The following is a 5,253-nucleotide window of genomic DNA, read 5'->3' on the forward strand; positions in this document are numbered from 1 at the left end:
GCCTGGCTGCACACCTACAATCACCACCGCGGACACACCGCGCTCGCAGGTAAACCACCCGCCAGCCGCGTCCCCAACCTCACGGGGCAATACAGCTAGGACTCCAGCGGCAGCACCCGTGCGATGAGGAGGGCCACGTCGTCGTGGCCCGCGGGGTGGCGCAGCTCCCGCAGCAGCCGGTCGCAGGTGTCCTCCGGGGAGGGGGACGGCGCGGAGAGCAGCCGGACCAGTTCGGCCAGACGGGCGTCGATCGGGTCGTCGCGGGTCTCCACCAGGCCGTCGGTGTACAGGACCAGTTGGTCGCCGGGCCGCAGTCGGAGCGTGCTGGACTCGAAGGACACCCCGCCGACGCCCAGCGGAGTGCCGGTCGGCAGGTCGAGGAGGCGCGGTGGCCCGTCGGACGGGATCAGTACCGGCGGCAGATGCCCGGCGGAGGCCACCTCCAGGCGGCCGAGGCGGGGATCGTGCACGCCGTAGACGCAGGTGGCGATGTAGGGGTCGAGGCCGAGGGTGATCCGGTCGAGGTGGGTGAGGACGCGCGCCGGGCCGAGATCGAGATCGGCCAGCGTGGAGGTGGCGGTGCGCAGCCGGCCCATGGTGGCCGCCGCCGCGATCCCGCTGCCCATGACGTCGCCCACCGCGAGGGCGGTGCGGTCGCCGTCCAGCGGGATGACGTCGTACCAGTCGCCGCCGACCTCGCCGATCGCCTGCGCGGGCCGGTAGCGCGCGGCGATCTCCAGGCCCGGATGGTAGGGGGAGAGCCGGGGCAGCAGGCTGCGCTGGAGGGCTTCGGCGGTGCTGCGGGTGTGCTGGTGCAGGACCGCGTTGTCGATGCTCAGCGCGGCGCGCGAGGCGAGTTCGCAGGCCAGCTCCAGGTCGTCGGCGTCGAACGGCGCGGGGTTGCGGGCGCGGGCCAGGCCCATGACGCCGATGCACTGGCCGCGGGCGATCAGCGGGACCGCCATGTCGGTGTGCACACCGGCGCGGGCCAGCAGCCGGGCGGCCTCGGGCCCGGCGGCGACCCGGCCCACGTCGCCCCTGTCCAGATGGCTGATCAGCACGGGCTTCCCGGAGCGCACGCTCTGCGCCGCGGGGTGGCCGGCGTGGTAGACGGTGAGCCGGCCGGGTGGTACCAGTGCCCCGGCGGCGTCGGTGGGATAGGCCGTCTTCACCGCCAGCGCCCGGAACAGCGGCGGGCCCTCGCCCGGCTCCGTACGGCCCGTACGCAGCATGCTGTCCAGTAGGTCCACCGCGGCCATGTCGGCGAGGTCGGGCACCAGGACGTCGGCCAGCTCCCGCGCCGTGCGCTCCACCTCCAGGGTGGTGCCGATCCGGGCCGAGCCGCGGGCCATCAGCCGCAGCCGCCGCTGGGCCCGCTCGGCCTCCTGGGCCGCGCGGTAGCGGTCGGTGACCTCCACCGCCACCGTGGCGACGCCCAGCGTGTGCCCCTGGTGGTCCTCCAGCCGGTACAGCGAGGTCATCCAGGCGTGGTCATTGGCCGGGTCGGCGGCGGTACGGCCCACCACCTCCTGGTTCACCACGGGGGCGCCGGTCTCCAGGACCTGGCGCATGGACGCCTCGACCGCGTGGAACGCCGTGTCCGGGAACAGCTCGTCGTAGCGCCGGCCGATGTGGTCGGCCGCGGGCAGGCCGTGCATGGCCGCGAGGGCGGGGTTGACGGCCACGTAGCGCAGCTCGGTGTCGAGGACGGACACCCCGACCGGGGCCTGGGTGACCAGCCGGGCGGACAGGGCGGTGCTGCGCTCCACCCGGCGCAGGGTGGAGCGGTCGGTGGCCAGCCCCAGCGCGTAGTGATCACCGAGGTGGTCGGTCAGCCGCATGTTGCGGAACTCGACGACCTGCGTGCTGCCGTCCTTGCGGCGCACCGGGAACGCCCCCGCCCAGCCCCGGCCGGTCTCCATCACCTCGGCGAACAGCCGGATCGCCGCGTCCCGGTCCTCGGGGCGCAGCAGCAGGAGCGCCGCGTACTGCCCGACGGCCTCCTCGCGGTCGTAGCCGAACAGCTTCTCGGCCTGGGGACTCCACATGTCGATCCGGCCGTCGGCCTCCAGGAGTACGGCGGCCACGCCCAGCAGATCGAACAGGCTGGTCGGCTCGGAGGCCCGGTCGTTCTCGGGCTCGGTGGGGCGGTCGCCTTCGGGCTCGGTGGGGCGGTCGGCGGTGGGCTGCGCGGCCGGCTCGGCATCGGGTTCCGTAGCCTGCTCGGCCTCGGGCTCCGCGGCGGGGTCGGCGCGGGGCCCCGCGGCAGGGTCCGTCCGGAGGCGCGCGGACGGGTTCGCGCGGGTCTCCGTGGCCTGCTCCGTCCGGGGCCTCGCGGCCTGCTCCGCCCGCGGCCCGGCGGTGTGGTCCGCGCGGGGCTCCGCCGGGGCCGTCGCGGACCGATCCGGGTCCGGGTGCCGCGTCCCTCCGCACATCCGACTCGCTCCTTCCGCCGGTCCGTCCGGCCGACGCCGTACCGGTGAGGCCGGACCGGGCCTCACCTCACGCCTACCCCATGGAGGGGCGATCCGCAGCGATCCGGTCGGGTCAGGTCGGGTCGCTACGGGGAACCCCTCCGATGCACGTCCCGGATCAAGGTCCGGATCAAGGCCCGGATCAAGGTCCGGGTCCTGCGGGTTCCCCCTCACCGCCTCCGCTCTCGTCCCCGTCCGCCCCGGCTTCCCCGCCCCCGCGCGCGATCCTGGACAGATCGGCCATGAGGGAGTCCAGCCAGGACACGGTGGCGTAATACAACCGGGGCGCACCTGGCGGCTCCGCGTCGGCGCCCGCGAGGGACCGCGCGAGGCGGGGCAGCGGGGCCGCCGGGGTGTCGCCGCCGGGGTCCAGGGCCGCCGAGACCAGGAGCATGCGCCCGGCCACCCGGTCCCCGAGGCCGCTGACCGCGGCCGCGGCCGGGCCGAGACCGGTGCACGGCGGTTCCAGCAGCCGCTCCGAGCCCCACAGGGTGTGATGCCCGGCCATCAGCGCCGCCTGCCAGTCCACCGGGGGCGGCACGGGCACGCGACCCCGGCCGCCGAACGGCGTCGCCTCGCTCTGGAACTGCCCGTACGCGGACTCCGCCAGGATCACGGCCCGCTGGAGCGAACGGTGTCCGGGCATCCCCGCCGGGACGGCCGCCCGCCCCTCCAGGGCCACCGAGGCACTGGTCGCCACCACGATCTCGGCCGCCCTGCGCAGCAGCTCCGCCGCCGCGTACCGCAGTTCGTCATGGGCGCCGCGCGGCCAGGCCAGCAGCCCGAACACCGCGCCGATCGCGCTGCCGACCAGCACATCGAGCAGGCGTACCTCCGCCAGCCGCCAGGTCGGCGGCGCGAGCTGGGCGAAGACCAGAGCCACGAGCACCGTGAACAGGCCCTGCGCCCAGCCGACCCCCTTGACCGGCCCGACCGTGAAGGCGAACAGCATCCACAGGGGGAGGACGACGGCGTAGACCTCGGTGTGCGTGCCGACCAGGGCCAGCGTCCCGCCGGTCACCAGCGCGCCGGCCAGGGTTCCGGCGAGGGCGGAGCGGATGGTGCTCCAGGTCTCGTCCATGGTGGTGCGGGTGAGGGTCAGCGTCGCCAGCGTCGCCCAGAAGCCGTGCGGCAGCGTGTCCACGCCGGCCACCAGCCGCGCCGCCATCAGCGCCAGGGCGATGCGCACCGCGTTCTGGAAGAACACCGAGCGCCGCCCGGCGTGCCCGCGCACCCGGTGCCACCACAGCTGCGGGGCGCGGGCGGTGGCGTACCAGAAGCGCTCCGGCGGCCCCACCACCGTGGCCCGCCGGCCGTGCACCGCCAGATCGGCGGCCGCCCCCATCGCCAGCGCGGCATCGGCGACCTCCAGCGCGGCCGCGTGCCGCCGCAGCACGTCCGGCGACGGTGCCCCGGCTTCCCCCGCGGGGACCGCGGACCGGGCGGACAGGACGGCGCGGACCGCGGCCAGCTCCTGGTAGGCGGCCAGGGGAGAGGAGCCCTCGCGGAGGCAGCCCGCGCCGGCGGTCGCCAGCCGCGCGACCGCGTCGAGTACGGCGGTCACGGCGGCGTCGGGCGGGACACCGGGCGCGGCCGCCGGCCGCTCACCGCCGCCCGGATCGGGGGACGGCCGGTCGCTTCCGTCCGGGGCGGGGGGCGGCCGGTCGCTTCCGTCCCGTACGACCGCCGGGCCGGACATCGCGGACAGCCGGGGCAGCCTGCTCAGCAGGGTCCGGGTCGCCAGGCCCGTGTGGGACAGGGCCCGGTCCCGTACCCCCGGACCCGCCGGGCGGTCCGCCTCGGGCACGGTCAGGGAGCGCAGCCGGTGGCCGGCCTCGCGGGCGGCGCGGATGTCGTCCGGGGAGAGGGTGTACGGCGGGGCGGCGAGCAGGGCGGAGCAGCGGGCCGCGACGGCGGCGGCGTGCGCGGCGCGTGCCCGGTACGGCGGCGGGGCGGGCTCGGGGAAGATCAGGGCCTCGGCGAGGACGAGCAGGGCCATGCCGGTGGTCGTGCCGAGCAGCCGGTCGTCGAGCTGGCCGGGATCGTAGGGCGGGAACGACGGCAGGATGTACAGGAGTTGCAGACCCGGCGCCGCCCCCGCCGGACGCGGTCCGCCGATGGCGGAGAAGGCCAGCGCGAAGCCGACGATCAGCATGCCGGCGACGGCGCTCCAGGTCCGCACCGACAGGTACGTCCCGACGGCCACCAGCAGCCAGCCCACCGGGATCAGCCGCAGCACCACCACGGCGCGCTGCCGCCCGGTGCCCGGAATCCTCGCCAGCCCGCCCAGCGCCACCGCGGCGAACAGGGCGTACGTGGCGGCGACGGGGCGGTCCAGGCCGTAGCGGAAGAAGTAGAAGCCGGCCGCGGCGACGAGCGTCACCTGGAGCGCCCGGCGCGCCGGGGCGGCGTACGGCGCCGGGATCCGGCCGGCGGGAACACCAGACATCCCTCCAGGCTCACCCATCACCGCGCGCCCGGCACCTGCGCACAGGCACCGGGCGCGCGATCGGGGGACCCTTGGGGGGAGACGCGTACGGCGATCCCTACGGCGGAATCCCTACGGTGAGACCCCTACGGTGAAGTCCCTACGGCGAGATCCCTACGGTGACGCCCCTGGGGCGAGCCCCCTACGGAGACTGCCGTATGGGACGGCCCCTACGGAGACTGCCGTACGGGACCGCCCCTAGGATCTGTCGTCAAATGTCACGCCCACATCAGGAGTGCTGCGAGGGTGACGGCTGCTTGGTAGGACTGGGTGGTCTTGTCGTAGCGGGTG

General features: G+C 75.7%; 2 protein-coding genes. Both read right to left on the reverse strand.

Features of this window, described 5'->3' with window-relative positions; translation table 11 throughout:
- Positions 1-95: 95 nt before the first annotated feature.
- Complete coding sequence (locus tag AC069R_RS33980) at positions 96-2,435, reverse strand: SpoIIE family protein phosphatase (RefSeq protein WP_478770549.1); 2,340 nt, start codon at positions 2,433-2,435, stop codon at positions 96-98.
- A 181-nt stretch (positions 2,436-2,616) separates the two neighbouring features.
- Positions 2,617-4,923, reverse strand: coding sequence for an FUSC family protein (locus tag AC069R_RS33985; RefSeq protein ID WP_478770550.1), 2,307 nt, complete (start codon positions 4,921-4,923; stop codon positions 2,617-2,619).
- Positions 4,924-5,253: the final 330 nt, after the last annotated feature.

It is taken from the genome of Streptomyces sp. NPDC043952, from assembly GCF_056435325.1.

Coding starts and splice junctions, on each gene's coding strand:
- AC069R_RS33980 (WP_478770549.1), bottom strand. CDS start 2,435: ATGTGCGGAGGGACGCGGCACCCGGACCCGGATCGGTCCGCGACGGCC.
- AC069R_RS33985 (WP_478770550.1), bottom strand. CDS start 4,923: ATGTCTGGTGTTCCCGCCGGCCGGATCCCGGCGCCGTACGCCGCCCCG.